Here is a 25,685-nt window from a genome sequence, read left to right on the forward strand (position 1 = left end):
TTCACGCAAAGGGCAAGGGAGTGGGTTAATCTAAAAATTGAAGGAGGCTTGGGAGATGAGAAGAAAGATCTTCCTCTTGATATTTGCTATTTTACTGGCATTCACAGGGCAAAGGTCATACAGTGCAAACATGACTGACTATTGCTACGTTCCTCCTACAATAGGAACAACTATCCCACCCCTTGTTATGCTTGTGATGGAACGAGATCATAGGCTTTACTATGAAGCGTATAATGATGCTTCAGACCTTGATGGAGATGGAAAATTAGATGTTGGATACAAACATTCAATAGACTATTACGGCTACTTTGACCCATACAAATGCTACAGATATGATACAAGTAGGAATATGTTTGTTCCAGTTTATAGAACTACCGATAAATACTGCAGGGGAGATGCTTGGAGCGGAAACTTTCTGAATTGGCTTGCAATGTCAAGGATAGATGTTTTAAAGAAAGTTCTTTATGGAGGACATAGAGAAATAGATAGTGAAAGCGAGACAGTTCTTGCTGCAACTTATATACCACAAGATGCTCATAGCTGGGGCAAAGAAGTAAGTTTAATACCTGGAGAAAGAAGCTATATCCCAAATATAGATAGACTAACACCACTTGGAAACCCAGTCTCAGGAACTAGACATCTCTTTTGTGTAGTAAGTAAGTCTGATGGTGAAGTTCCTGTTATAAGAGTTTTAAGGAATAGAACTAACAGGATTTGGGAGTGGGCTTCAAAAGAAAGACCTGTGTGCAATAACAGTTTGGGAACTCCTGAGGAATATTATGTTAGGGTAAAAGTTTGCGACCCTTCTGTAGGCTTAGAGCCTAACTGTAAGAGGTATCCGGCTGGAACCTATAAACCCATTGGGCTTTTGCAAAAGTATGGGGAATACGAAGGTGGTGGTAAGTGGTGTAGCAAATCATTAAAACCTTGCAATTCAGATAGTGATTGCAATATATCGACTGATGGTCTGTGTGTTGATAGAGCAAAAATGTATTTTGGCTTACTAACGGGTTCTTACACAAAGAATTTGAGCGGTGGTGTTTTAAGAAAGAATATCTGGAGTATACAGGACGAATTAGATCCCAACACTGGAATTTTTTCAAGTTCCGTAAATGCCCTAGGAAGTATAATCCAGACTTTAGAAAGGATGAAAGTAATCGGATTTAGCTACGGTGATTACGCTTATGGACCTTGGCAATGGGGAGATAGAGGCTTTGGTCCTTGCGGTTGGCTAACGGATAGACCTTTAAACGAAGGTGAATGCCGAATGTGGGGAAATCCCATTGCAGAGATGATGTATGAAGCTTTAAGATACCTTGCAGGAAAAGGTTCTCCCACTCCAAACTTTACCTACAGTGGGACGCTGGACAGCGGGCTAAATCTTCCTAAACCAGATTGGGGAATAAGAAGAGGTCCAAGTTATTATCAACCTTATCAACTATTTTCCATGTGTGCCAAGCCGTTTATGCTTGTTTTGAGCGACATAAATGTAAATTACGACTCGGACAGCCTGCCCGGTTCAAGTTTTGGCGGAATATCCGGTGATCTAACTGGGCTTGATGTTTCCACTTTAGCTAATACAATCAGCACCAACGAGGGAATAAGCGGGGATTACTTTATTGGACAAAGTGGTTCCTTTTATGATTTTATCTGTTCATCCAAAAGCGTTAGCGGGTTTGCCAACATAAGGGGCTTATGTCCAGAAGAGCCTACCAAGCAAGGAAGCTATTACTCAGCAGCAGTTGCTTACTACGGAAACACCCGTTTTAGGGATAACTTTTCAGGAAGTAAACCACCCAATGTAAAAACCTACTCTGTGGCATTGGCTTCACCTTTGCCCGATATTGCCATAAATGTAGGCGGAAAGACTGTAAGGATAACTCCTCTTGGTAAGAGTGTAAGCGGTTGTTTGGGCGTTTATACTGCTTGTTTCCAAAAATGCACAATTACGAGAGATGCTACTGGAAATCTTAGAATCTCTGGCTGCACCTCTAATGCTTTTTGCCCAACAAACCAGATTGTAGATTTCTATGTTGAAGAAGTAAGGTACGACTCAAGCGGGAACTTAACCTATGCTAGGTTTAGAATAAACTTTGAGGATGTGGAACAGGGGGCTGACCATGATATGGACGCCGTTGTTTTATATGAAATAATTCCTATTGGAAGCAACCAGATCCAAATAAAACTGACATCCGAGTATGCTGCAGGATGTATTGACCAAATATTAGGATTTACTATAAGCGGGACCACGGAGGATGGAACTTGGCTTGTTGTAAAAGATAGGGATATTCCAAATAGTGCTGATTGGGATACACCCTCTGTTGTTGCGGGTATGCCACTTACTTGGCAAAAAACCTTTACCGTAGTTGGCGGGGCTGCAGGACAGTTAAAGAACCCTCTTTGGTATGCGGCAAAGTGGGGTGGCTTTGATGACCAAAATGGGAATAATGTACCTGACCTTCCGTCCGAATGGGACAAAGATGGAGATGGTAACCCAGATACTTACTTCTTTGTTGTAAACCCTCTAAAAATGGAAGAACAACTTGAAAAAGCCTTTGCTGACATCCTCCGCCGTGCGTCCTCTGGTGCCACCGTTGCCACCCTTACCTCAAGAACTGGCATATCCTCCCTCATAGTTCAGCCTTACTATTATCCCAAATATGTAAAGCCAGATGGCACAGAAATCTCTTGGCTTGGCTTTCTCAGGTCTTTTTGGATAGATACAATGCAAAACCTGAGGGAAGACACCACAGAACCCAAAGTTTTGAACATAGCGGGTATCGTTATTGACAAGATATTCCAATTCTTCTTTGATCCAAACGACAACCAAACGAAGGTTGCCATACTGCAAGGCTCGGATACAACCACCTCCTGCGTGAGGGAAGGAACAAGATCCATAAATCAACTTATCCCTGTCTTTGATGCCGGTTGCCAGCTTGCAGACAGAAACCCATCAACTAGAAACATTCTCTACAACAAAGACGGAACTCTTACCTCCTTTACCACCTCAGAGGCAAGCTACCTTAGCAACATATGGAAGGTTTGTTCCAACAACCCAACGGTGCTTTGCACCAACAATGGAGATTGCAGTGGTGGTGGAACCTGCCAACCCGTCAACGCCAGCTGTATCATAAGATATCTAAGGGGTGAAAACCTAAGCTCAGACCCATCTTGCCCCGACTATGTAAAGAGGACAAGGGAGGTGAATATATCGGAGTTCTGCCCAGGTGCGAGTGGGACAAAGACCTGGAGGATTGGAGACATAATAAACTCCACCCCCTCGGTGGTTAGCTCTGAACCAGTGAATATCTACCACCTACGCTATAACGATGCCACCTACCTTCAATACATACGCACAGACGCATACAAAAACAGGACAAGCTTTGTGTTTGTGGGTGCCAACGATGGAATGCTCCACGCCTTTAGGGTGGGCAGACTGGTCCAAACAGGAGACCCAGACAAGCCAACAAGGGTGGTAAATGCCTATAATACATCACTTAGCGACTTGGTAGGCAGGGAAGAGTGGGCTTTTATTCCAAGGAATGCTTTGCCCTACTTGGTATGGTATGGTAATCCAAGCTATTGCAGGGTGCCAACGGTGGATTATAGAACCGCGGTCTTTGATGTATCAATAGGCGGTCCTGCTAATGCAGACAAAACGGTAAGCAGTTGGAGAACCATCCTGATCGGCACAATGGGCTTTGGTGGCAGGTCTATAACAACAAGTGCAGGCACCTTCTCTTCTTCTGTCTTTGCCCTTGACCTGACCGATTGGCTAAACGGAACAAGTGCCCAACCTACCCTTCTGTGGGAAGTGCGTCTTCCTGATGGAACGCTAACCACCTCTTACCCTGCGCTAATACGTCTTGGAGACCCCAACAAAAACGGCGAGTGGTATGTGGTTATAGGTAGCGGTCCAATAAACCCTGAAGGAACAAGCTTTACAAGTCAGCCCAAGCTATACTTTATAGACTTAAGAACTGGGAACATTGTAAGAAGTGTAAATATTCCAGCCACTGGTGGCGTAAGCTTTGCAGTGGGAGATATTGCGGTGGTGGATGTGGATAGTGATTATCAGGACGATGTAATCTACTTTGGAGTTTATGGAAGGACCAACGCGGGCAAGGTTTGGGGCAATTTTTACAGGCTTAGCTTGAGGTCTGGAAGTAGCTACAAATCGGTGAGTGCTCTTAGCTCAAGCGATATATGCACCGCAATAGACCTTAGCACCTTTGCGACTGCGGGCAACACTCCCCCTGTCTTTGGTGCTCCCAACTTTACAAAGGATGAAAACGGCAAGCTGTGGGTATTCTTTGGAACGGGCAGGTATGTAATGGACAACTCCGATAAGGCTATATCCTACGATAACTACCTCATAGGCTTCAAGGATGAAAACTGGAACAGTAGCTCATCCACATGTCCTACTCCATACACAAAAGCCCAGCTTACGGATGTAACCAACCAGTCCCTCACGATAACAATAACCGAAGTAAAGCAGATCTGTATGTGCGATGCCAGTGGTTGTGGGATGAGGGATGTAGTCTATAGTGCGTATAGTAGTAGCACGCCTCCCGAACCACCAAGAGGATGGTATTACAGACTGACGGGAGAGGCTATCTACTCTCAAGTTCTCGTTATAGGCGGTATAGTGGATGCCTTAACCTATGTGCCACCAGAAGATATTTGCCAACTGGAAGGTAGTTCAAACCTAATATCCGTCTATTACAAGACAGGAAGACCTTATCCAAGACCTTCTGTGCTCTCTCCATATGCGGTGAGCGGGACTATTGCGGTAGGACATTCAGTTCAACTGCTACAGAAGATCTCGGTGGGTCAAGGTATTCCGCCCATAGGCAACCCCTTCCAAGCCTTGCAATCCTCTCGAGCAAGCCAACAGTTAGAGAAGTTCGCTCAGATATCCACTGGAGTGGTGCTTAGGCTAACACAGCAAAAGGCTACAACTTCGGAGGAGAAGTTCCTGCTATGGATAGAAAAGTAAAAGGTATAACCATAATGGAGGTGCTGGTGGTTATGGCTATAATTGCCATACTTGCCAGTGCCAGTATGTTTGGTCTGAGAAATCTGGTGCAGAGAGAGAGGCTCTATTCTGCGATGACCCAAGTTGCCAACGACCTAAAGGAGGTTCAGTTTAGGTCTATGTCTTCCAACATGGTCTGGGGTGTGAGGTTCTGTGCGAATCAAAACCAATACAAAATCTTTGCAGTTGATCCTTCTACCGTCGGTGGTGGATGCCCAAGGGACGCTGATCCATCTTGCACAAATGATGCAACCACGCAGAGATTGGTTTCACTTCCACCCGGTGTTTCTCCTGAGGCAGATTTTTACGTTCTCTTTGACCGAAGAGGCTATCCTCTAAACTGGAACTGTGGCATAGGGGCTATCAACATTACCTTAAAGAATAGCTACGGAAGGAGAACCGTGTTCGTAGATAGTGTTGGGAGGATAAGGTATGAATAAAAAAGGCTTTACCATAATAGAGCTTTTGGTTGCCTTTGTAATCCTTTTTATCCTCATGGCTGGCTTTTTGAGGGGGATATTGCTCTACATGGAATATCAAATAAACAACGGCCTAAAAAACAAGGCAAGCGAAATTGCCCTCAAGATGTCCTCCCAAATACAAACTGCCCGGTTTAATCCAACTGCAGGATGTGATGAAAACAACCTAAATCCCTTCTTGTGCGATACACTATACGCATATCCCTACAATTGGGACTCCGCCCGGTGTGATGGTGGAAACTGCACCTTTGAGGTGCAAGACTCAGACGGTGATGGAATAGCGGACTTTTATGACCCTTACAATGGACAAAATGGAAACTTTAGTGCCACTCCCATCAACACCGCAGAATGGTTGCGTATAAGACCCTGTAATCTTACTGGGGATAGATATGATTGTTGTTATGCGGATAGTGGCAGGCAAATTAACAATGCGGTGTGCGGTGAAAAATATAGAGGAAGGTTCATATATGCGGGGACCACTTTGGCGAGGCTTATTAACCCTGCCACCAATTTAGAAGTGGGAAGGGTTGCTGGTGTAGTAGTTTGGTATTTTGATACCAAGGGGAGATACAGGTTTGTTTCAATACCTGTTATGAGGGATACAAGATGAGAAGGAAAGGTATAACCCTTGTGGAACTTCTGGTGGTTATAGCTATAGTTGCCCTATCTGCGGGCGGAATTTTCTTCGCTTACAGAAGCTTGGTTAGAGAAACCATAAGACAGTCTCTTCTTGCAAAGAACGAGCAGGATGTGGAGGTGCTTTTGACAAGCCTTAGAAAAGACCTTCAGGGTATAGGCTTTGGCGTTCCTGTGAATAGGTTAAAAGTAGACACACCCGCTTGCAATGGGCTTACCGCTTTTGCTGTTTCCGATTACGTTTTGGGCATTGCCCTCGACTGTACTTCTAGATCTGAAAACGATGAACTTTACTTTTTGAACCTTGCCACCAGAAGCTTTAGAAATTCTGGCTGTTGGTGGGTAAGGGATGGGTCTGGAAACATAACCACCGAAGGGCGGAGATGGACCTTTGAGAACTGTCCAAGTAGCCCACCAACAGGAGAAAATCTTCTCTGTCTTGATATGGCAAGCAAAGCTACTACGAATTGCAACTCACCGAACACATTAATATTTACCATGGGAGATAGGAACGGAATTCAAGAGTTTGCAGTCAGATACTTTCTAAACAACACAAACCTACCAAAGGAATGTGCCCCGGAGACCTTTAATCTACTAAAGCAAGTAAACCCTGATACGGTTGCACAACCCATTGCATCCTGCGTTGCGGTCTTTAGGGTTAGATACTTTGACGGTCAAGGCTACGACACAACCATTGGTGATATAAACAACCTGCGTGCGGTAAGGCTCTGCCTTTTGATGCAAGTGGGTGGAAGGATGGACACCCAGATGGACCCACCCAATGGCTTTGAACAGTGTGGGAACATAACAATAAACCCTGAGTGGAGGTGGTATAGATGGAAGCTTGTGGAAGAGGACATACCTTTAAGAAATACAAAAAGGTAAAGGGTGTGGCGCTCATATCCGTTTTGGTTATGGGCATAATGATAGCCCTTGTTATTGGTGGGCTTTACTATATACTCACCCGCACAATGCTAACCGGAGAAAGGGTAAGGGTCTATACATCCACAAGGGAGGCTGCGGTGGGCGGAGTGAATTATGCGGTTTTGCAGATAAAGAGCGGGCTCTTTGATAATATGGACCAGCTTGAATGCCCTACTGGTTGGACTACTGTTGGAAACTGTTGCACCGCAAACCTGAACTATCGCCTTTCGGGGACAACAGAAACCTTTAGGAACACAATAACAATCTGCCTGAGAGGTTATGCTCCTCCACCGGGAGAGGTTGTAACTGGGGTTGCTTACACCAGACCTCAACCAGGCGGAAGGGGATACATATACTCAATCATTTCAGATGCAGATGGTCCTCAGGGCTCAAGGTCAAGGGTTGAGGCGGTTTGGATGAGATAATCTCATACAGCACACTATGGGGAAAGTTATCATAAACCAGCCTGAAGTCCTCTCTGTCTTTTCTTATGGTGTATAGGCTCAACAGGGCGGAATTTTTTAATTTTTCTCCAACAAAAAAGCCGTAGATTGTTCCACCTTTTTTCACCAAGTAGAGGGTCCCGCCCTTGGGATTGTTGAAGCTTTCCCTTTTTACCTTGCCTTCTTCCTCTATCCAAAAAACTTCTTTAACTAAGTATTCGGTGGAAGATCTGCCAATAGTTTGGGTGTATGTGCCAGTATCTCTGTTTAGCTCTGCTTTACAATCTCTTTCGCAGGGTGGAAGTTTGAGAAGGGTTGAACCTTTCCCGTAGGCAAGCTGTTGCATGGGTTGGGTTTTGCTAAGCATATCCTCGGTAATCAAAAGGTATATTTTTCCGTAGGGCTTAACTTGGCACTCCTTGGCAGATTGCTCTAAGGCTTTATAAAGACCAAGAGTTTTATATTTTTCCCACGCACGATGATTGAAAATAGGGTCGGATATACACAAAAAGAGTTTGTGGGCGGTTTTTTCCTCTTGCAAAAGGGCGTAGGCTATGAGGAGCGTCTTTATGGAAAACTGGGTTCCCCCATCGTGAAAGACAGCCCTCTGGGAGTAATAAACTATAGGATAACCATAATCCCACCAGCTAAGAATTTTTGCGTCTTTGGGCGTTATGTCCTTTAACTTTTGGATGTCCCTGACTACTTCTTTACTGATAAAAAAGCCGGGCATTCTGTCTATCAAGCTAAACCAGTTTATGGCAGATATGAGCATCAAAAGAGGGAAAAGCCCACCCACAAAGAGCTTTAAACTTCTCTTTTCCAAAAAGTTCGAAAGCTTTGAAATGAGAAAGACGCCGTAGGCAAAACCCATTGCAAGCACAGGCGCAGAATACATATAAACCCTTATGCTTCCCTTTACCACACTCAAAACCAAAAGGACATAAAGGGGCAAAAGCAATAACTGTCCTTTGAAAAACCTAAAAAACAGCAAGGGCAGAAAAATTAAGGCTATGTAAAAGGGAAATTCGGAGGAAAAATACAATGGGTAGCTACGCAAGAAATAAACCCTACCCTGCTCTGAGATGGTTTTTAAAACCTCTGGCACGTTCTTGCTTTCCACCGGAGAGATGGGAATTCCAAAGTAAAGGAAAAGCCTGCCCAAGATGTCCATACCTAAAGGATAGCCCGCCATAAAAGAGATTAAAGCCCACAAAGACAAAAGCCCCGTTAATCCCGCATAAAAGAGCCTTCTGTTTTGCAGTGCCAAAAGCAAAAATCCAAGAAACTGCAAAACAAAGAACTCCGGATGGGCATACCACCAATAAAACAGAAGACTAAAAAGCACAGCAAGGGCAACAAAAAGGTAAGCATGCCAGTGGTTTTTCTTTTGGTAGGCAAGCAGTAAAAAAAGGGCGATGCTGAAGATAAAGAAAAGGTTTAAGTTGTCTGTGTCCAAGTCAAGGACAAAAACCCTGGTATAGTAAGCAGAGGACAGGGCGGTTAGGACCGCACCCGCAAAGCCCACCCAGAGGTTCCCAAGCCTGTGCCAAAATAAAACAAAAGGAATAACAAACAAGCTTCCAAAAATGGGCGAAAGCCAAAAGCCAAGCCACTCTATTTCAATACCCGTTAGCCTTAAAAGGATTCCATACATAAAACTTATCAAAGGCGGATAGTCATACTTTACACCACCTTCCGGAAAGTTTCTTAGAACATCCTCTCCCCTTTTGAAGTCTTTGGCAAGCCTTCCAAAAAAGTAGCCATCGGGGTTTTGAATAAAGGGCTTGCGGTCCAAAAAGTAAATATCCTGATGCTTAAAGTAGTTGTATATCTCTACAATGTGAGGAATTAAAGACACAAAAAAGGCAAAAAGCAGGGCAAGGGAGAGATTTTTCATTCAACAAAGCACCGAAAGGTTCCAGTATCCACCCGACACACCACCCTCTGCCCCATGACAGAAAAGTAAGCGTGTAGCTTCCCCGCAGCCAACTGTCCCGTGTTTGAGCATTGAAAAGCCTCAACTACAGTAAAATAAACAGTCCCACCCGGAGTGGTATAGTTCGCCACACAGTTGGGAAAGGTAGAATTTCCGATTATTGAGTAGGTCTCCGTTCCTGCTGGGGGAGGGTCTGTAGAACAATAAGAAGACACATCAAACATACAAGCCCTTGCAATCGGAAGTGCATAAGACGCAAGCCTTGCCCTTTCTGTGTAGTTTAGGTATTGGGGAATGGCAATGCTGACAAGGATGGCAATAATGGCGATAACCACCAAAAGCTCCAAAAGGGTAAAACCCCTCCTCATAATAATCTCCAAAAAAGCCCCCAAGAGGGGGCTGGAGGGTTAGGTTATTGTGCCTCTACTGTGCATCTGACTGATTGATCTTGTGCAAAGCACCTTGCCCTGAAGCCAGGCGCAGTATCAAGCGTTGCGGTTATTCCACCACCAGTAGCGGTGCCAAGGTTCACAGTTCCATCGGATCCACAAGTTACGCTTGTGGCTGAAGAGGTAAGGTTAACGTTTCCGCCCGCCGTGCTTACGGTAGTGTTCCTACAGTTTGGTAAGGGTGAGGTTGAACCAAGTATTGGGTTTACAGTCTGTCCTGCATTTTCCATGCAGTATGCCGCCAAGTCCATTAAGCATCCCCTTGCTATAGGCTCCGCGTAGGAGCTTACCCTTGCCTGCCTCTGATACCTTAGATACTGTGGTATTGCCAAGGATGCCAAGATGGCTATGATGGCTATAACTACAAGCAACTCAATTAGGGTGAAACCCTTCTGTTGCCTCATGGCTAAACCTCCCATAGAGTTTTTTCCCTCCCGGGACCGGTCCCATAGAGGGTTAGGTTTAATTTTATTCCAGACAAAACAAAAATCAAAGCTTCACAGATGCTTCACAAAAACTCCCTATATTATATTCTCTATGGGAGACATTACCAAGGCGGGCTCAAACAGAGGAGACCTTGAGAGGGAGCTGGAAGATATTCTCCGCTTTGCTAAAATGACCTATCAGAGATATGTTTTAACCATAGAGGACTACACGCGGGAAGAGTTGGAGGGCGATTTGAAGGAATACACACTACAGCTTGAAAACTTTGTTGCCCCTCTTCTGGAAAGGGCTGAAGAAGAGGGGTTAGAGGATATTGCCGAAGAGATAGAGGGCTATTACAAAAGGCTTATTGATGCAATAAAGCAAAGGCTTTTGGAGATATGATCGTTTATGGTAAAAATCCCATTTTAGAAGCCCTCAGGGCAAACAGACCCATTGAAAAGGTTTTGGTAGCCCATGACGGACATCCTCCCCATCAGGTGGTAAAGCTCTGCAAAGAAAAGGGAATAAAGATCCAAAGGGTGCCAAGGCAGAAAATTGAAGAGCTCGCTGGCACAAAAAAGACGCAGGGAATTGTTGCCATTATCAGCCCTGTACCCTTGGTTCCTCCAGAGGAACTTTTTAAAAAAGCCTTTGAGAAGAACAGTTTCTTTCTGGTTTTGGATCACATAACGGACCCACAGAACGCGGGAAATCTCATAAGGACCTGCGAGGTTTTCGGTGGGGTTGGAGTGCTTTTGCCCAAAGACCGGAGCTTTCCCATAAATCAAACGGCGGTAAAGGCAAGCTCCGGTGCGGTTTTTCACCTTACCTTTAGCAGGGTGCCAAGCCTAAGGAGGGCTCTGGAAGAGTTTCAAAGAATGGGTGGCTCTGTGGTGGTTGTAGAAAGAGGAGGAGAGGACATAAGGAGGGTGCGATTTCCTATGCCCTGTGCCTTGGTGCTTGGTTCAGAGGGAGAGGGCGTCTCCAAAAGCGTCCTTGAGAGGGCAGACCTGGTGGTCTCCATTCCCATGGTGGGCAAACTCAACTCCTTGAACGTGTCCTCCGCTGGTGCCATTGCCATGTGGGAGGTCTTTAAGGCTTGCGGACTGAATAGAGAAGATTAACTTAATTTCTTATGCTTACCTTTGAAATTGCCAAAGAGGAGACCCTAAGCCCTAAGGATATAAAGGAACTTCAGGAAGAAATAAGGTCCTTAGCAAGGCAAAAGAACGCAGTGATCCTTGCCCATTACTACCAAAGACCGGAGGTGCAGGACATTGCGGACTTTGTGGGAGATTCCTTAGAGCTTTCCAGAAAGGCAAGCCAAACGGATGCAGACATTATCCTTTTCTGCGGAGTTAGGTTTATGTGCGAAACCGCAAAGATCCTGAACCCCACAAAGAAGGTACTACACCCAAACCCAGAATCAGGCTGTCCTATGGCGGACATGATAAGACCCGAGCAGGTTTTAAAGCTAAAGGAACAGCATCCCGACGGCGAGGTGGTAGCTTACGTGAATACCTCTGCGGATGTAAAGGCGGTGTCCGACGTGTGCGTCACATCAGCCAATGCGATAAAAGTTGTCCAAAAGTTGCAGAGCAAAAAGATCATATTCATCCCAGACCAAGCCTTGGGCAATTGGGTAAAAAAACATGTGCCCGATAAGGAGTTTGTTATATGGCAGGGTTTTTGTCCTCCACACTTTGAATTTACCGCTAAAGAGTTGGAAAGGCTAAAGCAACAGTTCCCAGATGCTAAAGTGGCGGTACATCCCGAGTGCCACCCCAAAGTCATTGAAATGGCAGACTTTGTGGGCTCCACCTCCCAGATCATAAACTACGCCACCACCTGCGATTCAGACAGGGTTATTGTCATCACGGAGGTAGGTTTAAAGCATACCCTTATTAAGAAAAACCCTAACAAGGAGTATATATTCCCCCAATCTATGAACTACTGCGGAACTGTGTATTGTTGCACCATGAAGGCTATAACACTGCCCTTGGTTTACAAAACCCTAAAGGAGGAAATAAACGAAGTAGTACTGGACGAGGAAATAATAGCCAAGGCAAGAAGACCCTTAGAGAGGATGCTTGAGCTGTCTTAAGCTTATAATTTTTCCATGCGAGCTTTGATCCTTGCGGCGGGGTTGGGGAGTAGGTTCAAAAGCCAGAAGGCAAAAGTTCTGCACACCATCCTTGGCAAGCCCATGCTCTGGTATGTGCTACGCACCTTGAGGGAGTTGAACTTTCGGGAAATCGGCGTGGTGGTTGGTCATCAGGCGGAGGAGGTAAAAAAGGTCTTTGAGGGAGAGGAGGGCATCTTTTTCTTTCATCAAGGAAACCCAAAGGGTGGTACCGCGGATGCAGTGCTCTCTGCCCTGGACTTTTGGAGGGATTACCAAGATTACCTTTTGGTGATAAACGGCGACAGCCCTTTGGTGAAAGTTCAAACCATAAAGAACATGCAAAGATACATACACTTGGTGGAGGAATATGAGAACATAAAATTAAGTGCCTTGCTACTGTCGGGCTTTCTTCCGGATCCAACGGGCTATGGCAGGGTTGTAAAGGACCAGGGCGGGAATGTGATAAAAATAGTGGAGGAAAAAGATGCTACCATTGAAGAAAAGCAGATCAGGGAGATAAACGGCGGTGTGTATTTCTTTTACTGTCCTCATCTTTTGGATGTGATCTTTTCCATACAGCCCAGCCCAAAGAGTGGAGAGTTATACCTAACAGAGGCAATAGCCTTAATGCACAAAAAAGGTTATGTAGTTAGGAGCTTTATGGCGGAGGATCAGGCGGAGGTCATGGGTGTCAACAACCGATGGGAGCTTGCCATTGCAGAAAACGTGATAAGATTGAGGATTTTAGAAAGGCTTGCAGTAGAAGGCAACACCATCCATCAGCCAGAAACCGTATGGATAGAGCCCTCCGTGGTGCTTGAGGGGGAGGTGGAAATAGAGCCGGGCGTAGCCCTAAGAGGAAACACAAAAATAGGCAAAGGGGTGCGTATAGGTAGGGGAAGCGTCATAGAAAACTCAGTGGTGGAAGAGGGCGCAATCATAGAGCCCTACAGCATTATTAGAGATTCTCACATCAAGAGCGGTGCCATCGTAGGACCCTTTGCCCATATCAGAAATCACTCCGTGATAGGGGAGGGCTCCCACATAGGAAACTTTGTGGAGGTTAAAGCCTCCGAGATTGGTAGCCATGTAAATGCTAAGCATTTGGCATACATAGGTGATGCCCAAATAGGCGATCGCACCAACATAGGGGCGGGAGTGGTCTTTGCCAACTACGACGGAAAGCAAAAGCACCGGAGTAAGGTAGGTCAGAATGCCTTCATAGGTAGCAACTCCCTCATAATTGCACCCATCACCCTCGGCAACTACTCCTACATTGCGGGAGGTTCGGTCATCAACAAGAACATAGAAGAGGGAGACTTGGCTATTGCAAGGGCAAGGCTTAGGATATTGAAGGGTAAGGGTAAAGAAAAGCTTTTGTAATGTGAGCCGGGAGGGATTTGAACCCTCGACCCACGGATTAAAAGTCCGTTGCTCTACCAGGCTGAGCTACCGGCTCTGGGATTATTCATTATAATACAAAAAATGCTGTATTACAAGCTAAAAATTATCAAAGCAGGACAACTTTTGTACAAAGAAGGGCTTGTAGATGCAAGGGCGGGAAACATTTCCATAAGGTTGGATGGGAGGGTTTTAATAACCAGAACGGGTAGGTATGTGGGAGAACTCTCTTTGGAGGACATAATAGAACTGCCCCTGTACGGCAAAAGCGTCCTTGAGAATAGGGCATCCTCTGAGTGGGTGGTGCACAGAGAAATATACCTGCAAACTTCCCACAGGGCGGTGGTCCATGCCCATCCACCAAAGGCGGTAATCCTTTCCATGTCTTTGGATCGCATAGAACCCATTGATTCGGAGGGAAAAGCCCTGTTAGGTAGCGTAAAAGTACTGCCCGATTATCCTTCGGGTAGCCTTGAACTTGCCCGTGCGGTCTCAGAAGAACTAAAAAATTCAAAACTTGTGGTGGTAAGGGGACACGGCGTCTTTTCCGTAGGCAACGATCCCTTGGAGGGCTACAGTCTTATTTCTGTTTTGGAAAGGTCCTGCCAGATTTTGCTAAGTTAATCCCACCCAAGGTTTATATTTCATCACCTGTTCAAAGGTGTATGGGTACTCTTTAGGAAAGTCATTTTTTGTGGGCATTTTACCCTTAAAGTATGTTTCTATAAATCTTTTGCTTTTTGGTTCTTCAAGCCAGTCTATGAGATCAAGAACCGCCATCTCCCAAGCTTTTTGTAGTACTTCTTTTTCTTGGGCTCGCTTTCTTAAAGAAGGGCTATCTTCAAAAATTCTTCTTAACTCCCTCCTTGCTGAATTGATGCTCTGAACCCAGTTATTTCCCATGTAGGGGATATACCTAAAGTTTTCCCACTTGTAAAGATGTTCCATAATTCGTGCCATCTGGCTGATTACAGTGCTAAACAGGCTTTTTCCCATATCCTCCAACTCCTCTTGCAAATGTTCCCAGTCTAAAAGCTCGTACTCTTTGCTTTTCAAAAGTTTGAGATTCTCCAGCAACCAAAGGTAGAAATCTTTTTCGTAAAGCTCTTTTAAGCTTTTGGCCTTTAGTTCCATGAGCTTTAAATATAAGCCAAACTTCAGGGATATTTGCCCTTCATTACGAGGAAGCTGTAATATATTCTAATGCTCAAGATAGCCCTAACTGGCAACATAGGTTCTGGAAAATCCACGGTGGCGGAGTTTTTCAAGGAGTGCGGTTTTTATGTCTTTGATGCAGACCGAATAATAAAGGGATTTTATGAAGAGAGGGGAAAGGTGTACGAAGAGGTTCTGAAAGCCTTTGGGAATGAAATATTAGACCAAGGGGGAAACATAAACACAAAAAAGCTTGCGGACATTGTGTTTGCAGACAGAGAAAAGCTATTGCTTTTGGAAAGGATCACCCACTCTGCCCTTTATGAGCGATTGGAGGAGGAGTTTAAAAAACTTCCCGAGCACGCTATAGCAGTGGTGGAGGCATCCTTGGTTCTGGAGAAAAAAACACAAGGCAGGTACGACTTTGTGGTTTTGGTTTATGCACCCTATGAGATTTGCAAACAGAGGGTCCTCGCCAAAGGTATGTCTTTGGAGGACTTTGAGAGAAGGTGGCAAAAGCAACTTCCACCTGAAGAGAAGCTAAAAAAAGCCCACTATGTGATAGACAACAGCCAAAGCCTTGAAAGGACAAGGGAGAGGGTCCGTGAGTTGTGTAAAGTCTTTAGGAACCTTGTCCTTTTTCAGAAAGGGTGAGCCTTTGTTTTAGCCTACAAACAGTGCATACGTCCCCAGAGGTGGGCTCACCACAAATGGAGCATGGCTTTAGCTCAAGTTTTTCTTCCCGCCTGAGAAGGGGCTGAACCTTTCTCAAAAACTCTAAGTAGAACCTAAGCTTGGTGCCGGGGCTCCTTTCCTCTATCTGAGAGAGCAAAAGCTTATACTCAATTGAAGAGGCACCCACCGAGTAGGGACATTCTTCCTCCACAAAGTCTATACCGGAAAGAAGGGCATACAGGGCACTTTCCTTCTCTGTAATAAGGCACAGTGGTTTTACCTTTTTCACAAAGCCGTTGCCCTCCTTTAAAACTGGATACTGCCTCCGCAGGTAGCCTAAGTTCCAAGAGAGGACGTTTCCCATGAGGGTGGCGCTCTCATCGTCCAAGTTGTGCCCTGTGGCGATCACCGAAAAACCAAGCTCTTTGGCGCTCTTGTTCATGTAATACCTTTTGAGATTTCCACACACAGAACAGGCAGGCCTTTTCTCTATCTCTTTTAGGGTTGGTATATCTTCCACCAAATCCTTGAGCCTTATTACATGCAGGGTCCTTCCTAAGCCCTGGGCAAACTTTTTAGCTTTTTCCTCCGATAGTTTGGAATACTCTCCTATGCCCAAGTTTATGTAGAGCCCATCCGCTTGGTAGCCGAGCTTATGGAGGGCATGCCAGAGGGAAAGGCTGTCCTTCCCACCAGATACCGCCACTAAAACCCTATCCTCTTTTGAAAACATTCTAAACTCTCTTATTGTCCTTTCCACCCTCCTTTCGAACCACTCAATGTAATGCTCTTTGCACAGGGCAATCCTATGGTGGGGCAAATAAACAACCGCCTTTTGGGAACACTTAGCACACCTTTTCATAAGTTTTTAATCTTAAACCTACCCTCCCGAAATGGCATTTATCACCCGCACTTGGTCTCCCTCCTTTATGTAAAAGTCCTCCTCCACCACCTCTCCATTGACCACCACAAAGGCATACTCCCTTGAAAGGTTCATAGCCTTTAAAAGGTCTTTTGCCTTTACCTTGTCCCCTTCAAACTCCAACTCTAACTCCTTTCCTCTGTACTGAACCCTCAGTTTCATAATGAATATTTTTACCCAAAAGACTGTTGCATCATATGTTGCAACATGCAACGCAATCTAAAAGAGTACCCTTTTAAAAGCCTTGAAAATAAAGCCTTTTAAAACTGTACCCTTTTGGCATCATTTTTGCACGTATATTAAGTGAAAAACCTTTAAGGAGGTGTAAGCCATGGCAACACTAAGCAAGCTCAAAGAGCTTATGTCCATACCCGGCGCTGTTGCAGCTGGGGAATTTGCAGATGATGGTAGGCTGATTGCCTACTACGGCAACATTGATGAGAAGTCTGCCGAGGTTGCAGCCATGATGTGCGCTGCCAACAAGCTCATGTTCAACATGCAGGCAAAGGGCTGGAGTGCATACACCGGTCAAGGGGGCTTTTACCCTGTATACGGCTTTGCGGTAGCCGGTGGAAAATACGCCGCCTGCATAATGGGCAATGTGGGTGTTTTTGTGGAGCTTGATAAGGCAGACTTTGACAAAACCTTTGAAGTACTGTCCAAATACTTATAAAAGGAGGTGAGAGCCATGGCAGACTTGGACAAACTCATGAGCGTAAAGGGCGTTTGGGCTGCGGGAGAGTTTTCTCCCGATGGTAAGCTAATTGCCTACAAGGGCAACATATCCGAAGAGCACGCAGCTATGGCTGCGATGATGTGCGCCGCCAACACACTGATGGCAGAGATGCAAACGCAGGGCTGGACCGCCCTCTCTGGTCAAGAATGGACACCTCTGATAGGCTGGGCTGTGGCAGGTCCCAAGTATTCGGTTTGCGTGATAGGCAATGTGGGCGTCTTTGTTAACAACGACGAAGTGTCCTTTAACGAAGTCTTTAAGGTTTTAAGGGAAGTGGCAGGTAAGTAAAGCCGTACGGGGGCACGCCCGCCCCCTTTTTAAAGGAGGAGAAAATGCACAAGTTCCTTTCGGAAGATTGGATAAAGGCTTACAAAGAGGAATGGAACAAAAATCAAAAGCTCAAAGAGGAGCTGAAGGACTTTTCCGCCAGCATAAAGTATTACATAGAGGGAAAAGAAGGAGACGCAGTCCATCTTATAGTGAAAAACGGGGAGGCTGTTGAGGCAGGAAAGGCGGACTCAATGGATTACGACTTTGAACTCTGGGCAAGCTTGGATAACTGGAAAAGGCTCGCCACGGGAGATATGGGACCAAAGGCTGCTCTGCTAACCAAAAGGCTAAAGTTCAAGGGCTCCATGATCACCGCCATGAAGTATATGTCCGCCTTTGAGGAGAGTTTAAAGATGATGGGTAACATTCCCACCGACTGGGACATAAAATAAAACCTGATGGACTTTGAGGTCTTTGAAAACTTTTTTGAGGGGGTCCTTGTCATAGACCAAAAGTTAAGGGTTGTTTATGCAAACCCGTCTGCCAAAGAGATTTTAGGGGACAAGTTAAAAATAGGGGAAGGGTGCAGGGGGCTCTTTTCTATCTGCGAAAGCTGTCCTGCAAAGTTTGTAAAGGAGGAGGGAGAGGGTGTTCAGGTTTATGATGTGGAGACTGCCTCTGGCAGGCATGTGTGCTGGAGCATGAGCTTCGTAAAGAATGCCTACTTTGTGGAAACCTTCAGGGATGTTAGCAATGTGGTCCATTGCATAGTGGAGGCAGAAAGGCAAAGGGCACACAAGGAAGCCATACTCAACTCCATAGTGGAAGCAATACTCGTGGTGGATAAAGAGGGCTATGTGCTGGAGCACAACAGAATAGCCCATAGGATGCTATGTAGGCAAGAGGAAGAGAGCTTGGTAGGTAAGAACATAAAGGAGCTTATAGAACTCTCCTTGGAGGAGCTACCGCCGGAGGGTGAAAGGGCGGATGTTTATGTGGAAACACCCTGCGGAAAGCAGAAGGCTTCTGTGTTGGTGTCCCCCATGAGCTCCGGCTTTGGGTATGTGGTATCTTTGCATCCCATTCAGGAGGTGCTGAGCTGTACCATCGGGGAAGAAAACGCTATTGTTTTCAAAAGCAAGGCTATGCAAAAGGTCCTTGAGCTTGCCCAAAGCGTAGCTGAGTACGATACCAACGTGTTAATAGAGGGAGAGACGGGAACGGGTAAAAACCTTCTGGCTAAATACATACATTACCTTTCTCCCAGAAGGGACAAACCCTTTGTGAAGATCAACTGCAGTGCAATACCGGAGGGGCTCTTAGAGGCAGAACTTTTTGGCTACGTGAAGGGCGCATTCACCGGTGCCATAAAGGACAAACCCGGAAAGGTAGAAATGGCAGAGGGAGGAACGCTACTTTTGGATGAAATAGGAGACATGCCCCTGAGCCTTCAGGCAAAGATCTTGCATTTAGTTCAAGACAAGGAGTTTGAGAGACTCGGAGATACCAAATTTCGCAAAGCCAACGTCCGGATCATAGCCAGCACCAACAAAAACCTATGGGAACTGGTTCAAAGGGGCAAATTTAGGGAAGACCTATACTACAGGTTGAGTGTGATAAAAATAACCATTCCACCCCTGAGGGATAGAAGGGAGGACATTCCCATATTGGTGGAACACTTTCTTCAGAAGTTCTCCAAAAAATACAACAGAAGGATAAAGGGTATCTCCCCCGAGGCAATGAAAATGCTACTTTCTTATCCCTTTTACGGAAATATAAGGGAGCTGGAGAACATAATAGAGAGGGCGGTTATTACAGCAAAGGGTTCTATGATAAAGGTTGAGAACCTTCAGTTGGACCACCAGGGTAAGGAAGAAGAGGAAAAGGAGAGGATCAAAAGGGTTTTAGAGCAAGTGGGAGGAAACAAGAGCTTGGCGGCGAAAGTGCTTGGCATACACCGAACCACTCTCTGGCGTAAGATTAGGGAGTACGGTTTGGAAAATTTGGTATAATTTTATACTGCATCCGGGGTAGCTCAACGGGCAGAGCGGGTGGCTGTTAACCACCAGGTTGGGGGTTCGAGTCCCTCCCCCGGAGCATTGAAAAAAAATGATTGAGATAAAGGGCATAACTCTGCCAGTGCTATTGATCAGGATCTCCGAGGGGGCTGAGGAATCTGTAGTTTTTGAACAGTTAGAAAAATTACTCAACTCTAAACTCTCTGAGGGTGCCTACTTCTTAGTGGAGGGGAACTCCCCCTTGGTAAAGAAAGTTGAAGAGTTTTTAACAAAGAAGAACGTAAGGAACATTAAGAAGCTTGAAAAGGCTTTAGAAAAGAGGGCTCCGGAGCCAAGGCTCTTGGTTATAGAAAAGCATCTCAGGTCGGGGCAAAGGATAGAGCACAATGGGGATGTGTTAGTGCTTGGGAATGTGAATAAGGACGCACAAGTCGTGGCCACGGGAAACATAATAGTTATGGGTACTCTCAGAGGCATTGCTATAGCTGGAGCTCTCGGAGATGAAAGCGCGGTGGTGGTAGCCTTACGGATGGAACCCCAGCAGATAAGAATAGGTAGAAAGATCGCCATATCTAACGAGGAAGAGAGGATATCTCCCGGTTATCCTGAGATTGCGAGAGTGGAAAATGGTGCTATAATTCTTGAAAGGGTATAAAGATGACAAAGGTTTTTGTGGTTACATCGGGCAAAGGCGGTGTAGGAAAGACAACCATAACCGCCAACCTCTCAGTAGCCCTTGCAAAAATGGAAAAGAAGGTCCTATGCATTGATGCAGACATAGGACTTAGAAACCTTGACATGATCCTGGGCTTGGAAAACAGGATTGTCTATGATGTGCTGGATGTCCTTGAGGGAAGGGTAGATTTTCAAAAGGCTTTGGTCAAGGACAAAAGGGGTTTTAGCCTGTGGCTTTTGCCCGCCAACCAAACCAAAAACAAGGACGCTGTAGACCCAGAAAAGTGGCTAAAGCTCGTTGAGGATATAAAAAGTTTAGGGCAGTACGATTACATATTCATAGACTCTCCCGCTGGAATAGAGAGGGGCTTTCAGATCGCATCTTCCCCCGCGGACAGTGCCTTGGTGGTGGTAAATCCTGAAGTATCCTCTGTAAGAGATGCGGATAGGATCATAGGACTGTTGGAAAACATGGGAAAGACCGACTACAAGCTGATAATAAACCGGATAAGATGGGACGCAGTGGAAAAGGGTCAAATGCTTTCTGTGGAGGATATAGTGGAAATCCTAAGGGCACCTCTCTTAGGTGTTGTGCCTGAAGAACCAAAGCTTGTGGATTTTACCAACAGAGGAGAACCTATTGTTTTGGAAGACTATCCTGCGTCAAGGGCACTCATGGATATAGCAAGGAGAATAGCGGGAGAAGATGTCCCCATGGTATATCATGGACAGAAGAAGGGACTACTTGAAAGGCTGTTTGGGAGATGGCAATGATCTTGGACTTTTTATTTGGACGCAGTAATAGCAAAGATGAGGCAAAGAGGAGGCTTACCCTCGTGCTTGCCTACGAAAGGAAAGGACTACCACCCAATTTTGTAGAAAGGCTTAGGGATGACCTGGTGTGTGTTTTCTCCAAATATTCCCAGTTTGATGTTAATAAGATTGAAGTAGATATAAAAAAAGAAAGGGAGGGCTTTGAAGAGCTCTGGATCAGCATACCCTTCAAGCAATGAAGGGGAAGATTTTTTTGATAGATCTTGACGGCGTCTTGGTAGGGGACAAAAAGCTTAACCCTATAAAGGGGGCAAAGGAGTTCCTTGAAGTATTAAGGTCTAAAGGTATCCCCTTTAGGGTAGTATCCAACAACTCCACAAGGCCACCCTCTGAAATCGTGAAGATTTTAAGGGAAAAGGGCTTAGAGTTGGAAGAGGAACGCTTTGTGAGCCCCCTTAAAGTTCTGCCAAAGTATCTGAGGTCCCTGAGCATCAAAAGGGTCTTACTGATAGGTATGGAACCAGTAAAGAGGTATCTTATGGAAGAGGGCATTGAAGTGGTTGAAGACCATCAGGTTCAAGGAGTCGTGGTAGCCCAGGACAGGAGCCTTGATTTTCATAAGCTAAGGCTGGCTGTCTCTGCGGTCTTTTTGGCATCCGCCAAGATCATTCCGGTGAACTTGAGCAGGATCGTAAAGGACGATGATGGGCTTTACTTCCCCGGTGCGGGCAGTGTGGCATTAATGCTAAAACATGCCACCAACTACCCGGATGAACTTCCAAACCTCGGAAAACCTTCAAAGGAGTTTATAGACTATGCCTTGGATGGGCTTGAGGGAGAGGAAGTTTATCTCATAAGCGATGACATATACACAGACCTCTTGGGTGCCAAAGCGTTAGGTATAAAGACCATCTTTATGACCACGGGCAAATATACAAGGGATGAGTTAAAAAGGGCGAACTTTGAGCCAGACCTTACCTTTGATAGCCTTGAGGAGTTGATGGAACATTTTGGGTTAAAATCTCCCTTTTAATGAAAGTTCTCATCCTTGGCAGTGGTCCAAACCGAATAGGTCAGGGCATAGAGTTTGACTATGCCTGCGTTCAAGCCATATTTGCCCTAAGGGAAGAGGGTGTTCAAACGGTTATGGTAAATTGCAACCCGGAGACCGTCTCCACCGACTACGATACCGCAGACAGGCTGTATTTTGAGCCCATCGTCCTGGAAAATGTCCTTGAGATAATAAGGAGGGAAAAGCCTGACGGACTTCTGATCCAGTTTGGGGGACAAACACCCTTAAAGCTTTCCATACCTTTGAGGAACTTAAAAGTTCCCATCTTGGGCACAGACCCAGAGAGCATAGACATAGCAGAAGACAGGGAAAAGTTCAGGGATCTAATAAACCAACTGGGGTTAAAACAGCCAGAGAGCCTGACTGCAAGAACTAAAGAAGAAGCCCTGAGGCGTGCAAAGGATCTGGGCTACCCACTACTTGTGCGACCTTCCTATGTGCTCGGAGGCAGGGCCATGAGGATCGTCTATGAAGAGGGGGAGCTAGTTGAGTATTTGCAAGAGGCGGTGGAGGTTAGCTACCAAAGACCCATCCTTTTGGACAGGTATCTCTCCGACAGCGTGGAGGTGGATGTGGATGCCATCGGGGATGGTGAAGACTTTTTGATAGGTGCGGTTATGGAGCACATAGAGGAGGCTGGTGTCCATTCGGGAGATAGCGCCGCGTCTATTCCTCCCTACACCCTTGGAAAGGATACGGTGGAGGAGATAAAGAGGCAAACCAGACTAATAGCTAAAGCCCTGAAGGTAAAGGGGCTCATCAACCTCCAGTTTGCGGTAAAGGATGGAGAAGTGTATGTGTTGGAGGTTAATCCGAGGGCTTCTCGCACTGTGCCCTTTGTTAGCAAGAGTATAGGCTATTCTTTGGCAAAGCTTGCTGCCAAGGTGTGCGTGGGAAGAAAACTAAGGGAACTTGTGCCCGAGGTATTTGAAAGGCTTGAAAAAGGCGATGTCCATTACTGCAGTGATTTCCTGCCAAAGGATTGGAATTACTACACCGTTAAGGAAGTGGTTTTTCCATGGAACAGATTTCCTGAGGTGGACCCCCTTTTGGGTCCGGAGATGAAGAGCACGGGAGAGGTGATGGGCATAGACAAAAAGTTTGGTCTTGCCTATTACAAAGCCCAGCTTGCAGCTGGTAGTAGGTTGCCCACAGAGGGCAGAGTTTTCATAAGCGTGGCAGACAGAGACAAGCCCAAAGTGTTTGAGCTGGCAAAGGGGTTTTTGGACCTTGGTTTTGAGGTACTTGCAACCGCAGGAACCTACAGATTTTTAAAGGAAAGGGGGTTGAATGTTAAGCAGGTTTTAAAGGTCTCCGAGGGAAGACCAAACATAGTGGATATGATCAAAAACGGAGAGGTACAGGCAGTTATAAACACACCCACCGGCAGAAGGGCGAGGTCTGATGCCTACCACATCCGCAGGGCGACAGTCCAGCAGGGCATTCCCTACACCACCACCGTAAGAGGAGGCTATGCCATGCTAGAGGCAATAAGGTGCTATTTAGAACACAACAAAAGCCTTGAGGTCTATTCCCTGCAGGAGGTTTTTGGTGAAGCATAGGTATAAACCCTACTCCTATGAGCGTCCCAAAAGACCCCTTTTCTTAAAACTCATAAGAAGGCTCGCAGTCCTTTCTCTGTTATTTTTGAGCTTCTATGCCCTCCTTATTTCCATTGGTGGAAGACATCAGTTGGAGGGACTGGAGTCTTTAAAGTTCATCCCAGCGGAGGGGGAGTATAACCTGAAGGTTAAAGAAGGCAAAATAAAATCCGCCAAGCTGTATGTAGAGCAGGAGGGAAAAAGCTACAAAGTTTTTGAGGGGAATTTCCCAGATGGGACAGACTCTTTGAAGATGAGCATAAACGCCAAAGCCTTGGGAATAAAGGAGGGAGATGCCAAGGTCAAACTATGGGTAAGCGCGGGCTTCCTTAGAGAAAGGGAATACACCATTGACGCAAAGGTAGACCTAACACCACCTTCTCTTGAAATTCTTTCCTATCCTACAAGCCTAAGGGAAGGTTCCGTGGGCGTTTTGAGGGTAAAAAGCGATGGCGTGGAGGTATCTTTGGAATGGGATGGTAAAAAGGTTTTAATGACCCCAGTTTCTCCGGAGGGTTATGTTGCCCTTTTCCCAGCTCCTCTAGATGCGGAGAGCATAGACCTACGTATAACTGCCAAAGACCAGGCGGGCAACTCAGCCCAAAGAACTTTAAGGATAGCCATCAAAAGGGCAAACTTTAAAAAGGAAAGGATAGACCTAACCGATGACTTTATAAACTCTGTGATCTATCCCCTCTTGGGAGAACAAGCCAAAGGGTTAGACCCTGTCTCCGCCTTTAAGATGGTAAACGAAGAGTGGAGAAAAAGGGATGTAAATAAGCTCTCTGAGATAACTCAAAAGAGCGAGCCTGTAAAACTTTGGAAGGGTGCCTTTTTACAGCTACCAAACAGCAAGGTGATTTCAACTTATGGCATTGATAGATTATATTATTACAAGGGACAGCAGGTTAGCCAAAGCAGGCATATGGGTTACGATTTTGCCTCGGTAGAAAGGGCACCCGTTCCCGCTTCCAACGATGGGGTAGTTGTCTTTGTGGGCACATTGGGTATATACGGCAACGTGGTTTTGATAGACCACGGGCTTGGGCTCTTTAGCCTTTATGGGCACCTTTCAGAGATTTCAGTCAAGGAAGGACAGTATGTAAAGAAGGGAGACATTATAGGAAGGACGGGCAGGACTGGGCTTGCCTTGGGGGACCATCTTCACTTTGGCATCGTAGTGCACGGGCAAGAGGTGGACCCTATTTACTGGCTTGATCCCAAATGGCTCAAAACTAACATAGACACTGCCTTTGAAAAATGATAAGGAAACTTAGAAGGGAACTTGTTATACTTCTTCTGCCCTTTATATCCTTACTTCTCAGACTGTGGGCAAGGACCATAAGGTGGCAGAACAGGTATGACTTTGATAAGGACAAAGGGAAAATATACGCCCTCTGGCACGGATACGCTTTAGCCTTGGCTTTTTTTGGATTAGACAGGGGTATAGTGGCTTTGGTTAGCCGGTTCAGGGACGGAGACATAGCGGACGGTCTTCTAAAGAGGTTTGGCTTTGAAACCGTCAGGGGTTCTACGGAGGAAGGAAGGGAGGAAAAGGGAGGAAGGTCTGCCCTTTTAAAGCTCATGGAACTTTTGAGAGAAGGCAAAAACGTAGCCATAACGGTAGATGGTCCCAAAGGACCCCCCTTTAAGGCAAAGGATGGAGTGATTTTCTTAGCCCAAAAGACCGGTGCGGTGATAATCCCCGCCTGTGTAAAGTTTGAAAAGTTCTTCCGCCTCAACACCTGGGACAGACTTGTAATTCCCTATCCCTTCACAAAAGCCCAACTTTTAGTGGGCAAAGAGATCATAGTAAGCCCAGAAGACGCTGTAGAAGATAAAAGGAGGGAGTTAGAGGCGGAGCTATTGAGGTTAGAAAGAATATCCTCTGGCAAGCCTGGATAAGCCTTTATGAACCTACCCTTTT

The 25,685-nt window shown here is 45.8% G+C and carries 28 protein-coding genes and 2 tRNA genes; 23 read left to right on the forward strand and 7 right to left on the reverse strand.

The window, feature by feature from the left end; genetic code table 11:
* The first annotated feature begins 55 nt into the window (after nucleotides 1-55).
* Genes THERU_RS08350 through THERU_RS05610 form a run of 5 tightly spaced genes read left to right on the forward strand, consistent with a single transcriptional unit; the run spans nucleotide 56 to nucleotide 7,502 of the window.
* Complete coding sequence (locus THERU_RS08350; RefSeq protein WP_025306296.1) at nucleotides 56-4,999, forward strand: pilus assembly protein; 4,944 nt, start codon at nucleotides 56-58, stop codon at nucleotides 4,997-4,999.
* Nucleotides 4,984-5,478, forward strand: coding sequence for a pilus assembly FimT family protein (locus tag THERU_RS05595; RefSeq protein ID WP_025306297.1), 495 nt, complete (start codon nucleotides 4,984-4,986; stop codon nucleotides 5,476-5,478). Before THERU_RS08350 ends, THERU_RS05595 begins: the two co-directional genes overlap by 16 nt.
* Entirely contained in the window at nucleotides 5,471-6,127 is a 657-nt protein-coding gene (locus THERU_RS05600; RefSeq protein WP_025306298.1) for a type II secretion system protein, read from the forward strand. The genes THERU_RS05595 and THERU_RS05600 overlap by 8 nt, the downstream gene beginning before the upstream one ends.
* The gene (locus THERU_RS05605) at nucleotides 6,124-7,038 is read left to right on the forward strand and encodes a PulJ/GspJ family protein (RefSeq protein WP_025306299.1); all 915 of its coding nucleotides are present in this window, start codon (nucleotides 6,124-6,126) and stop codon (nucleotides 7,036-7,038) included. The genes THERU_RS05600 and THERU_RS05605 overlap by 4 nt, the downstream gene beginning before the upstream one ends.
* The gene (locus THERU_RS05610) at nucleotides 6,990-7,502 is read left to right on the forward strand and encodes a hypothetical protein (protein ID WP_025306300.1); all 513 of its coding nucleotides are present in this window, start codon (nucleotides 6,990-6,992) and stop codon (nucleotides 7,500-7,502) included. Before THERU_RS05605 ends, THERU_RS05610 begins: the two co-directional genes overlap by 49 nt.
* Here the strand turns inward: THERU_RS05610 and THERU_RS05615 are convergent.
* Genes THERU_RS05615 through THERU_RS05625 form a run of 3 tightly spaced genes read right to left on the reverse strand, consistent with a single transcriptional unit; the run spans nucleotide 7,438 to nucleotide 10,312 of the window.
* Nucleotides 7,438-9,420, reverse strand: a complete 1,983-nt coding sequence (locus THERU_RS05615) for an STT3 domain-containing protein (protein ID WP_025306301.1) — start codon at nucleotides 9,418-9,420, stop codon at nucleotides 7,438-7,440. The genes THERU_RS05610 and THERU_RS05615 overlap by 65 nt on opposite strands.
* Nucleotides 9,417-9,827 (reverse strand): type IV pilin protein, encoded by a 411-nt coding sequence (locus THERU_RS05620; RefSeq protein ID WP_038532175.1) that lies wholly within the window; start codon nucleotides 9,825-9,827, stop codon nucleotides 9,417-9,419. Before THERU_RS05620 ends, THERU_RS05615 begins: the two co-directional genes overlap by 4 nt.
* 44 nt (nucleotides 9,828-9,871) lie before the next feature.
* Nucleotides 9,872-10,312, reverse strand: a complete 441-nt coding sequence (locus THERU_RS05625) for a type IV pilin protein (protein ID WP_211230158.1) — start codon at nucleotides 10,310-10,312, stop codon at nucleotides 9,872-9,874.
* A 133-nt stretch (nucleotides 10,313-10,445) separates the two neighbouring features.
* On the opposite strand from THERU_RS05625, the gene THERU_RS05630 reads away from it, so the two are divergent.
* From THERU_RS05630 to glmU, 4 genes are read left to right on the forward strand one after another with little or no spacing between them, the layout of a single operon-like run.
* Nucleotides 10,446-10,736 carry a hypothetical protein gene (locus THERU_RS05630; RefSeq protein ID WP_025306304.1) on the forward strand — a complete coding sequence of 97 codons (291 nt, stop codon included), beginning with the start codon at nucleotides 10,446-10,448 and terminating at the stop codon, nucleotides 10,734-10,736.
* On the forward strand, nucleotides 10,733-11,458 hold the full coding sequence (gene rlmB / locus THERU_RS05635) for a 23S rRNA (guanosine(2251)-2'-O)-methyltransferase RlmB (RefSeq protein ID WP_025306305.1): 726 nt from the start codon (nucleotides 10,733-10,735) through the stop codon (nucleotides 11,456-11,458). Before THERU_RS05630 ends, rlmB begins: the two co-directional genes overlap by 4 nt.
* Nucleotides 11,459-11,469: 11 nt before the next feature.
* Nucleotides 11,470-12,438: a quinolinate synthase NadA gene (gene nadA, locus THERU_RS05640; RefSeq protein ID WP_025306306.1), complete on the forward strand. Its 969-nt coding sequence runs from the start codon at nucleotides 11,470-11,472 to the stop codon at nucleotides 12,436-12,438.
* A gap of 15 nt (nucleotides 12,439-12,453) precedes the next feature.
* Nucleotides 12,454-13,842, forward strand: a complete 1,389-nt coding sequence (gene glmU / locus THERU_RS05645; RefSeq protein ID WP_025306307.1) for a bifunctional UDP-N-acetylglucosamine diphosphorylase/glucosamine-1-phosphate N-acetyltransferase GlmU — start codon at nucleotides 12,454-12,456, stop codon at nucleotides 13,840-13,842.
* Nucleotides 13,843-13,844: 2 nt separating this feature from the next.
* Here the strand turns inward: glmU and THERU_RS05650 are convergent.
* A tRNA-Lys gene (locus tag THERU_RS05650) sits at nucleotides 13,845-13,918 on the reverse strand.
* Nucleotides 13,919-13,944: 26 nt separating this feature from the next.
* Here THERU_RS05650 and THERU_RS05655 point away from each other — a divergent pair.
* On the forward strand, nucleotides 13,945-14,484 hold the full coding sequence (locus THERU_RS05655) for a class II aldolase/adducin family protein (protein ID WP_025306308.1): 540 nt from the start codon (nucleotides 13,945-13,947) through the stop codon (nucleotides 14,482-14,484).
* Here THERU_RS05655 and THERU_RS05660 read toward each other — a convergent pair.
* The gene (locus tag THERU_RS05660) at nucleotides 14,476-14,994 is read right to left on the reverse strand and encodes a DUF29 domain-containing protein (RefSeq protein WP_025306309.1); all 519 of its coding nucleotides are present in this window, start codon (nucleotides 14,992-14,994) and stop codon (nucleotides 14,476-14,478) included. The two genes, THERU_RS05655 and THERU_RS05660, sit on opposite strands and share 9 nt — an antisense overlap.
* A 69-nt stretch (nucleotides 14,995-15,063) precedes the next feature.
* Here THERU_RS05660 and coaE point away from each other — a divergent pair, with 69 nt between their 5' ends.
* Nucleotides 15,064-15,669 (forward strand): dephospho-CoA kinase, encoded by a 606-nt coding sequence (gene coaE, locus THERU_RS05665; protein ID WP_025306310.1) that lies wholly within the window; start codon nucleotides 15,064-15,066, stop codon nucleotides 15,667-15,669.
* Here coaE and THERU_RS05670 read toward each other — a convergent pair.
* On the reverse strand, nucleotides 15,638-16,552 hold the full coding sequence (locus tag THERU_RS05670; RefSeq protein WP_025306311.1) for a TIGR00269 family protein: 915 nt from the start codon (nucleotides 16,550-16,552) through the stop codon (nucleotides 15,638-15,640). The genes coaE and THERU_RS05670 overlap by 32 nt on opposite strands.
* Before the next feature lie 18 nt (nucleotides 16,553-16,570).
* On the reverse strand, nucleotides 16,571-16,774 hold the full coding sequence (locus THERU_RS05675) for a MoaD/ThiS family protein (RefSeq protein WP_025306312.1): 204 nt from the start codon (nucleotides 16,772-16,774) through the stop codon (nucleotides 16,571-16,573).
* A gap of 169 nt (nucleotides 16,775-16,943) precedes the next feature.
* On the opposite strand from THERU_RS05675, the gene THERU_RS05680 reads away from it, so the two are divergent.
* From THERU_RS05680 to THERU_RS05735, 12 genes are all read left to right on the forward strand, one after another.
* Complete coding sequence (locus THERU_RS05680; protein ID WP_025306313.1) at nucleotides 16,944-17,285, forward strand: DUF2173 family protein; 342 nt, start codon at nucleotides 16,944-16,946, stop codon at nucleotides 17,283-17,285.
* A gap of 15 nt (nucleotides 17,286-17,300) precedes the next feature.
* On the forward strand, nucleotides 17,301-17,636 hold the full coding sequence (locus tag THERU_RS05685) for a DUF2173 family protein (RefSeq protein WP_025306314.1): 336 nt from the start codon (nucleotides 17,301-17,303) through the stop codon (nucleotides 17,634-17,636).
* 44 nt (nucleotides 17,637-17,680) lie between these two features.
* Nucleotides 17,681-18,070 (forward strand): SCP2 sterol-binding domain-containing protein, encoded by a 390-nt coding sequence (locus THERU_RS05690; protein ID WP_025306315.1) that lies wholly within the window; start codon nucleotides 17,681-17,683, stop codon nucleotides 18,068-18,070.
* 6 nt (nucleotides 18,071-18,076) lie between these two features.
* Nucleotides 18,077-19,630 (forward strand): sigma-54-dependent Fis family transcriptional regulator, encoded by a 1,554-nt coding sequence (locus tag THERU_RS05695; protein WP_025306316.1) that lies wholly within the window; start codon nucleotides 18,077-18,079, stop codon nucleotides 19,628-19,630.
* Nucleotides 19,631-19,642: 12 nt separating this feature from the next.
* Nucleotides 19,643-19,715: transfer RNA gene (locus THERU_RS05700), tRNA-Asn, on the forward strand.
* 12 nt (nucleotides 19,716-19,727) lie between these two features.
* A complete protein-coding gene (gene minC, locus THERU_RS05705) occupies nucleotides 19,728-20,291 on the forward strand; it encodes a septum site-determining protein MinC (RefSeq protein WP_025306317.1) in 564 nt (187 codons plus the stop codon).
* Nucleotides 20,292-20,293: 2 nt separating this feature from the next.
* The gene (minD, locus tag THERU_RS05710; RefSeq protein ID WP_025306318.1) at nucleotides 20,294-21,085 is read left to right on the forward strand and encodes a septum site-determining protein MinD; all 792 of its coding nucleotides are present in this window, start codon (nucleotides 20,294-20,296) and stop codon (nucleotides 21,083-21,085) included.
* Entirely contained in the window at nucleotides 21,082-21,324 is a 243-nt protein-coding gene (minE, locus tag THERU_RS05715) for a cell division topological specificity factor MinE (protein WP_025306319.1), read from the forward strand. The genes minD and minE overlap by 4 nt, the downstream gene beginning before the upstream one ends.
* A gap of 14 nt (nucleotides 21,325-21,338) precedes the next feature.
* Complete coding sequence (locus THERU_RS05720; protein ID WP_245565802.1) at nucleotides 21,339-22,118, forward strand: HAD-IIA family hydrolase; 780 nt, start codon at nucleotides 21,339-21,341, stop codon at nucleotides 22,116-22,118.
* On the forward strand, nucleotides 22,118-23,719 hold the full coding sequence (carB, locus tag THERU_RS05725) for a carbamoyl-phosphate synthase large subunit (protein WP_025306321.1): 1,602 nt from the start codon (nucleotides 22,118-22,120) through the stop codon (nucleotides 23,717-23,719). The genes THERU_RS05720 and carB overlap by 1 nt, the downstream gene beginning before the upstream one ends.
* Nucleotides 23,709-25,022: a peptidoglycan DD-metalloendopeptidase family protein gene (locus THERU_RS05730; RefSeq protein ID WP_025306322.1), complete on the forward strand. Its 1,314-nt coding sequence runs from the start codon at nucleotides 23,709-23,711 to the stop codon at nucleotides 25,020-25,022. Before carB ends, THERU_RS05730 begins: the two co-directional genes overlap by 11 nt.
* Nucleotides 25,019-25,663 (forward strand): lysophospholipid acyltransferase family protein, encoded by a 645-nt coding sequence (locus THERU_RS05735; protein ID WP_025306323.1) that lies wholly within the window; start codon nucleotides 25,019-25,021, stop codon nucleotides 25,661-25,663. Before THERU_RS05730 ends, THERU_RS05735 begins: the two co-directional genes overlap by 4 nt.
* The last annotated feature ends 22 nt before the right edge of the window (nucleotides 25,664-25,685 follow it).

It is taken from the genome of Thermocrinis ruber, assembly GCF_000512735.1.
Taxonomy (GTDB): Bacteria; Aquificota; Aquificia; order Aquificales; family Aquificaceae; genus Thermocrinis; species Thermocrinis ruber.

What these genes read in the sequence shown, in the direction of transcription:
- THERU_RS08350 (WP_025306296.1), top strand. Translation starts at nt 56, where the DNA reads ATGAGAAGAAAGATCTTCCTCTTGATATTTGCTATTTTACTGGCATTC.
- THERU_RS05595 (WP_025306297.1), top strand. Translation starts at nt 4,984, where the DNA reads ATGGATAGAAAAGTAAAAGGTATAACCATAATGGAGGTGCTGGTGGTT.
- THERU_RS05600 (WP_025306298.1), top strand. Translation starts at nt 5,471, where the DNA reads ATGAATAAAAAAGGCTTTACCATAATAGAGCTTTTGGTTGCCTTTGTA.
- THERU_RS05605 (WP_025306299.1), top strand. Translation starts at nt 6,124, where the DNA reads ATGAGAAGGAAAGGTATAACCCTTGTGGAACTTCTGGTGGTTATAGCT.
- THERU_RS05610 (WP_025306300.1), top strand. Translation starts at nt 6,990, where the DNA reads ATGGAAGCTTGTGGAAGAGGACATACCTTTAAGAAATACAAAAAGGTA.
- THERU_RS05615 (WP_025306301.1), bottom strand. Translation starts at nt 9,420, where the DNA reads ATGAAAAATCTCTCCCTTGCCCTGCTTTTTGCCTTTTTTGTGTCTTTA.
- THERU_RS05620 (WP_038532175.1), bottom strand. Translation starts at nt 9,827, where the DNA reads ATGAGGAGGGGTTTTACCCTTTTGGAGCTTTTGGTGGTTATCGCCATT.
- THERU_RS05625 (WP_211230158.1), bottom strand. Translation starts at nt 10,312, where the DNA reads ATGAGGCAACAGAAGGGTTTCACCCTAATTGAGTTGCTTGTAGTTATA.
- THERU_RS05630 (WP_025306304.1), top strand. Translation starts at nt 10,446, where the DNA reads ATGGGAGACATTACCAAGGCGGGCTCAAACAGAGGAGACCTTGAGAGG.
- rlmB (WP_025306305.1), top strand. Translation starts at nt 10,733, where the DNA reads ATGATCGTTTATGGTAAAAATCCCATTTTAGAAGCCCTCAGGGCAAAC.
- nadA (WP_025306306.1), top strand. Translation starts at nt 11,470, where the DNA reads ATGCTTACCTTTGAAATTGCCAAAGAGGAGACCCTAAGCCCTAAGGAT.
- glmU (WP_025306307.1), top strand. Translation starts at nt 12,454, where the DNA reads ATGCGAGCTTTGATCCTTGCGGCGGGGTTGGGGAGTAGGTTCAAAAGC.
- THERU_RS05655 (WP_025306308.1), top strand. Translation starts at nt 13,945, where the DNA reads ATGCTGTATTACAAGCTAAAAATTATCAAAGCAGGACAACTTTTGTAC.
- THERU_RS05660 (WP_025306309.1), bottom strand. Translation starts at nt 14,994, where the DNA reads ATGGAACTAAAGGCCAAAAGCTTAAAAGAGCTTTACGAAAAAGATTTC.
- coaE (WP_025306310.1), top strand. Translation starts at nt 15,064, where the DNA reads ATGCTCAAGATAGCCCTAACTGGCAACATAGGTTCTGGAAAATCCACG.
- THERU_RS05670 (WP_025306311.1), bottom strand. Translation starts at nt 16,552, where the DNA reads ATGAAAAGGTGTGCTAAGTGTTCCCAAAAGGCGGTTGTTTATTTGCCC.
- THERU_RS05675 (WP_025306312.1), bottom strand. Translation starts at nt 16,774, where the DNA reads ATGAAACTGAGGGTTCAGTACAGAGGAAAGGAGTTAGAGTTGGAGTTT.
- THERU_RS05680 (WP_025306313.1), top strand. Translation starts at nt 16,944, where the DNA reads ATGGCAACACTAAGCAAGCTCAAAGAGCTTATGTCCATACCCGGCGCT.
- THERU_RS05685 (WP_025306314.1), top strand. Translation starts at nt 17,301, where the DNA reads ATGGCAGACTTGGACAAACTCATGAGCGTAAAGGGCGTTTGGGCTGCG.
- THERU_RS05690 (WP_025306315.1), top strand. Translation starts at nt 17,681, where the DNA reads ATGCACAAGTTCCTTTCGGAAGATTGGATAAAGGCTTACAAAGAGGAA.
- THERU_RS05695 (WP_025306316.1), top strand. Translation starts at nt 18,077, where the DNA reads ATGGACTTTGAGGTCTTTGAAAACTTTTTTGAGGGGGTCCTTGTCATA.
- minC (WP_025306317.1), top strand. Translation starts at nt 19,728, where the DNA reads ATGATTGAGATAAAGGGCATAACTCTGCCAGTGCTATTGATCAGGATC.
- minD (WP_025306318.1), top strand. Translation starts at nt 20,294, where the DNA reads ATGACAAAGGTTTTTGTGGTTACATCGGGCAAAGGCGGTGTAGGAAAG.
- minE (WP_025306319.1), top strand. Translation starts at nt 21,082, where the DNA reads ATGATCTTGGACTTTTTATTTGGACGCAGTAATAGCAAAGATGAGGCA.
- carB (WP_025306321.1), top strand. Translation starts at nt 22,118, where the DNA reads ATGAAAGTTCTCATCCTTGGCAGTGGTCCAAACCGAATAGGTCAGGGC.
- THERU_RS05735 (WP_025306323.1), top strand. Translation starts at nt 25,019, where the DNA reads ATGATAAGGAAACTTAGAAGGGAACTTGTTATACTTCTTCTGCCCTTT.